Raw genomic sequence first — 5,924 nt, forward strand, 5'->3', positions numbered from 1 at the left:
AGTATAAACAATAGCGAAGACATATTCAATAGCCTACCGTCTGCACAGTTTCATTTATGGTGGTGCCAAATGTGCGGGCATGGGGGTTTAGGGAAGAAGCATTCTTTGGCAGAGAGCTTAAATCCATGCGAAAAAAATCTATCGTGAATTCATCCAAGTCTTTTTTATCAACTTTACGAAAATTGTGAAGATAGTAAGGACACTTTGGGTTCACATATTTGTGTATGATGAAGTGCTTTCGGTTCTTTTTTGGAACAAGGGTATTCCCGCAGTGCGGGCAACGGAGCTTGATTGAGGAAAACCGGCTTTCTTCCGGAGAGAATCTGGTATCACAGACTTTGCAGAGAATCTGTCCTTTGGAACCATTATTTTTGTATAGAAATGGTTTAGGAGCACCACAGCGGGGGCAACAGCATTCATCTGGGATATCACACTCGGATCGGCGATTGACGGGACGGATTTTCTTACCGTAACGTTTTTCAAAGTAAGGAATCAGCTCCTTATAAGTCCAGTCCTGACGAAAATCTGTGATGAGAGGAAGCTCATCCGTTTTGAATTTTTGATACTTCGGAGAGTGGGAATCATCAAAAGCCCACTGTTTGAGTGGTATATATCTGCAGATAAAAGAAAAAAGATAGCGAATAATTCGCTGTTGGTATTGAATGTAGTTAAGAAAATAAAGTATAATGTCCATGAGCAATGAATCTCCTTTGGGTTGTGTTTGTTTGGCGATAGACATTATACCAGAAAAGGGAGGTCATTGCTCTTTTTATTGCAAACTCCCATAAAATCAAGGTTTAACAATAAAAAACGGTAGTGAAACTTGACACTACCAGTAGAAAAAAGGAGATAAATTATATGGAAGAACAAATACCAAAATATTTTGAAGATAGGCCAGCACTATTGTGCTATGGTAAAGATTTTGTGAAATATGTATATGATTATACAATAGAGCGTTATAATAATGCCTATGAAGGAAAAGGAAGCCCGGAATTTGTAAAGCAAATTAAAGCATACACGGAATCTTTTACAGAAAATCAAATAGATATGTTGAAATTACTTACGAAAAATATTATTTATCATTCGGTAATACAAGTTATAGACCGATTTGAGATGAATCCAATTTTTAAATTAGTTGTAGAGCATGATGGGAAAGATATAAATATTTCTGAATTAAGTGATGATGGAAATGAATTGTTATTCGATATGTTAGGAGAAGACGGACTAATTAATTTGTTTAGCAAATACGGCGCGGATGAGTTGTTATAGGATTGAAGACTAATATAATCCACGCTAATTAAGTATATGTTTTATATATGTGCGTTAAGGTCTGTATCTAAGAAGATTGGCACAAAGTCAAATGTACGTGTAATAATGTTTGCTGTAGTACTAGAGCATTTTTCAAACGCGCTCTAGTACTGCAGCGAACAACATAGCTTACTTTTACGATGTGAAAGGTATGCACAATGGTTTCTTATTATATGATAACCTAAAAGTTGGCAATATCTGCTGGTAATGGTGTTTTTTCATGAAATGTGCGTGGCTGATTGAGGATGATGTCGGAGATTTAATGTATTTTTACGGAGAAGGAAATGAGGGGTTCGGCATATATAGAGCAGAGGCAGGGGCCTTAGATATTAGAGATTCAGACAAGATTGCGGATTCTCTCACAGAATTTCTTGTAAATGGTATAGGAATTGATATTGCGATAACGTTATAAAAGAGAGTACACATAAGATTGAAGCCGTTGTTTCATATAGCGGCTTCATTTGAAATAGTGTGAAGAAGAGGAGGTTATGACTGAAAAATATAGCACTTAAAGCTGTCATATTTCTTCCCTATGGTGAGCTTGAATCGTGGGAGAGAAGATATACGGCTTATGTTACATAATTGGGGTAAAAGCTGGTCAGATACCATTTATACACCTTCAGAGGGAATTTCTGTTGGCATCAAGATGTTTAAAGCGGTTAATGCATGTCCAAATACATTAAAAGGGGCCTCAGGCTTCCGACTGCCAGCTACCAGTCAATGCCCTGCAGAATTTGCCATATTCATTCGTCTATATTGAAACGCCAGATTTATAAAATGTGAAAGAGAGAAGTGGGACAATCTGAAATTTATTTCCCAAGCGATGAAGAGAGGGATGCAATCGCCGTCCATGCCGTCCGGACGTCGGGAGGGGCGAGCGCCGGAAGTTCCGGCAGTTCGGGTGGGGGTTACGCACAAAATCCGGATTATAAATATTTTTCTAATGTGAACGGAGCGGAACTGTTGATGACGCCAACTGGTATCTCAGCGGCTGCAGAAACTGCAGGGACTACCAGCGTGATTCTGGATACCGAGGGGAATGCGACAATTAAGGGGAACGAAATAGAAATTACAGCGGACCAAGATCTGTCTATTGGCACACCGACAGGAGAAGGCGGTACAGCCGTATTGAATCTGTACCTGGAAGGAAGTAAAATAACCGCTCAGATTGGGGAGGGCGCTGTCACAAAAATAGAAATTACAGAGGAAACCCACATAATCTCTACATTTGTCAAACTAAACACCGGAGATGCAGCACCGGTCGATCCGTCTGCGGCAACGATTATGGCTGAAGTGACAGCAGGAGATGCGGCTGTCGGTACGGTTGTGCTGGCGGTGGGGGTAACCGTGGTCGGGGCAATAGTCACGGGGGCCACCGCTGGCCTGGGAACGGCTCTGGTAGCACCGGCCATGGCCTGGACCTATGGCCTGGCGGCTACAACAGTGGCAGTCGCTGCAGCGGATATTTCAGAAGGGAAGGAATCCAAAAGAGCCGGCAGGCCGATTCCAGCCAGTCCTATAACTTTCTTCGGGACACGCTGTTTTTTGGGAATCAGACCGCATACGATATAGCAAAAATAGTGAATGATGTTGCTTTTGGTGTTGTGTCAGGAAAAGCGCTTGCAAGTGGTTTTGGGGCCCTTTTTACAAAATTCTCACCGATTGCTTGTAACAGCCAGCAGGCGAAGAATCTGAAAACGGCAATCCAGATAGGCAGCAATGTGACAAAGGGAGCGGCAAATGATTTAATCTATTATGGAAAAATTGATGGCAAGAACTTGGCAATTAATACTGGATTAGGTATAGTGCAGGGGCAGGTAGGCTCCCGTATTACATCGGGAATCCTTGGCGATCTCGCAGAAAATAAAGCTGCGATGGCTGCTACCGGAACGTTTGTTGACACAGGCTTAGACTGGATGATAAGTGATATGACAGGAAAGGAATTTAATTTCTGGGAAAGCCTGGCACAGAATGCCACGTCAAATGTCATGTCTTCCTATATCCCTGACCCGGTGGATGCCGTGACAGGGGAGTATGTGATTCAGACAACGGATTTCATTCTGGCAAGTATTCCTGCTGCGCTAAAGCTGAACCGGACATACCGCTCCGGAAACCAGGATGTTTCAACCATGGGAAAAGGCTGGACTTTCTCTTTTGAAAGCCGCATTTACCGGGATACATCACAGAATGGCCGAATCCATATGAATACAATTACCGGGCATTCCATTCTCTTTGAATGGGAAGACGAGAAATGGATCAACCGAAGTAAAGGTGCTGCAAGATTTGCGCTTGAAGCAGATAAGGAACAGCGCCTCTTTACACTCTCGGATGTAATTGAGCATACGGAATGTCTGTATGACAGTACAGGACGGCTGATGCAGATGGAATATCCCAACCAGCAGCGCATTCTATTTCATTACGGGGACGGCGGGCTTTCGCGTATCACCACCCCGTTAGGAAACTATCTTGAGGTGGTGAGCAGGGAGGAGCGGATACTCCAGATTACCAATGAGATTGGACGCCGGATTCAGTACCGGTATGAAGGGGATTTGCTGACCGATGTCATACATACAGACGAAGGGATTACCCACTATGAATATGATGGAAATGGTTATATCGCGTCGGTTACAGACGAAAACGGGCTGCGGTATCTGGAGAATACGTTTGATGAAAACGGACGCATTCTCCGCCAGGAATTTGAGAGCGGGGCATACCAGGAGTTTGAATATGATGATAAAAACCGCAGGAATACGATCAAATTCAGCGAATCAGGGAAAAGAGAAGTATATGAATACAATGACCAACGACTGACCGGGCGGGTTATCTACGAAGACGGAACCAGTATGTCATATGGGTATTCAGAGCAGAATATGCGGACTCTCCAGGTCAGCCGTACCGGAATCAGGACAAGCTGGCAGTATGATGATTATGACCGGAAAATTTGCGAAATCAGTCCCGATGGACTGGAAACCCACTTTGAGTATGATGAAAACCATGACTTAGTGAAAGTCTGGGATTCGGAAGAACGTGAGACGGTCAATGGATATGATAAGAACCACAACCTAATTTATGTTAGGGAACGGATTACAGACAAGGAGTGGAGAGAGACCCTCTACCGGTATGACCTGATGGGCCGGCGTACCGCCAGCCGGGACGGCCTGGGAAATGAAACCGAGTTCCAATATGAGACAAACCGTGCATACCCCAGCCGGGTCCTTACTCCCAAGGGAGAAGAGACTACTTATGAATATGATAAAGTCGGACGCAGGATGTCGGTCGGGAATTCCTATGGCACGGTCATGCTCAGTTATAACTCCAGGAACTTTGTTACCAAGAGAGTGGACGGGGAAGGCTATACCAGCCGGTGGTTCTACGACCGGATGGGCAATCTGACCTCTTATCATCCGGCGAAAAACTGGAAGAACCAGGCGGGCAGCTATGAATATTACTATGACTTTCTGGGACGTGTTGTGGATACCGTCTCGCCAGAAAATGAGCATAAACGGCTGTTCCGCAATTTTGACGGGGACATCACCAGAGAGGTCCATCCTGTCAGCTATCAGGTGAACGGTGAAGACGGAGACGGGACGCACTATGAGTACAACTGGGACAGGAACTGCATCCGTATCCATTATGCAGACGGAGGTATAGAGCGGCGGTTTTATGATGCGGAAAGGAACCTGGTCAAACAGGTCATGCCGGAATCGTATGACAGGGCGCTGGACGATGGTCCGGGGTATGTTTATACCTACGATCAGATGGGGCGGCTTGTTTCCGTAACAGACCCGGAAGGGAATGAGATCCGGCGCTATGAATATGATAAACACGGCCAAGTACTCCAGGAGACAGACGGGGAAGGAAAAGAAACCCTTTATAAGTATAACGGCCTTGGCCAGATAACGCGCCAGCAGGTCAGTGTCAGACGGGAAGCAGAAACAACGTATTACCGTGCTATAAAATATTCATACGACCAGCAGGGGAATAAGATAGAAGAAGCGTACGGGAAGGAAGAGACAGAGCGGGACGCTGATCCGTCTGAGTGGCTGCGGATTCAGTTTTCATATGATAAGAATAACCGTCTGTCCCAAGTGGAAGATGGGTACGGGGCTAAAATACACTATGAGTATGACTGCCTTGGAAACCTCACACGGGAAGAGCGGGTGATTGAGGAGGGCATCAGGAGTCGTGTCCGCTACGGCTACAATAAAAATGGCTGGAGAATCCAGAAGGAAGAAGAAATCCAGGGGAATGGTCCGGTTAACTGCGCTGTCACCAGATATGCCTATGATGAAAGCGGAAACCTGACTGAAATTATAACACCAGATGGAAATGAAATACGAAGAAGCTATGACTGGAACAACCGTCTGACAGAAGAAAGAATCCTTGATAAAAAGAATAAGATTGACTGCAGGGTCTGCTATGCCTATGACGCAGCAGGCAACCTGCTTTGTGAGATGGTGCGCGGAGCAGAGGGCGAATGCCTGGAAACCCGTTATCAGTATGATTTAAAGGACCGCCTTACCCATCAGGTCACACAGGGAGGAGCAGTCACCCGGTATCTGTATAACCAGAATGACCAGCTGATAAAAGAAATCCGTCCCCATGGCTATGAAGCC

The 5,924-nt window shown here is 44.9% G+C and carries 4 protein-coding genes and 1 pseudogene; 4 read left to right on the top strand and 1 reads right to left on the bottom strand.

The window, feature by feature from the left end:
• Nucleotides 1–52: 52 nt before the first annotated feature.
• Nucleotides 53–694 (bottom strand): annotated as a pseudogene (locus tag G614_RS28780) (transposase); the annotation flags it as partial.
• Between the two features lie 164 nt (nt 695–858).
• Between G614_RS28780 and G614_RS0123265 the strand changes: the two are divergent.
• The 4 genes from G614_RS0123265 to G614_RS0123280 all read left to right on the top strand — a co-directional run.
• Entirely contained in the window at nt 859–1,269 is a 411-nt protein-coding gene (locus tag G614_RS0123265) for a hypothetical protein (protein ID WP_027643808.1), read from the top strand.
• Between the two features lie 259 nt (nt 1,270–1,528).
• Nucleotides 1,529–1,720: a hypothetical protein gene (locus G614_RS28785; RefSeq protein ID WP_044918710.1), complete on the top strand. Its 192-nt coding sequence runs from the start codon at nt 1,529–1,531 to the stop codon at nt 1,718–1,720.
• Between the two features lie 380 nt (nt 1,721–2,100).
• Nucleotides 2,101–2,880, top strand: coding sequence for a hypothetical protein (locus G614_RS0123275; protein ID WP_027643809.1), 780 nt, complete (start codon nt 2,101–2,103; stop codon nt 2,878–2,880).
• Nucleotides 2,881–2,888: 8 nt separating this feature from the next.
• On the top strand, nt 2,889–5,924 hold a 3,036-nt coding region (locus G614_RS0123280), incomplete at its 3' end, for a DUF6531 domain-containing protein (RefSeq protein ID WP_027643810.1).

Source organism: [Clostridium] clostridioforme AGR2157, from assembly GCF_000424325.1.
In the GTDB taxonomy this organism is placed as follows: Bacteria; Bacillota; Clostridia; order Lachnospirales; family Lachnospiraceae; genus Enterocloster; species Enterocloster clostridioformis_A.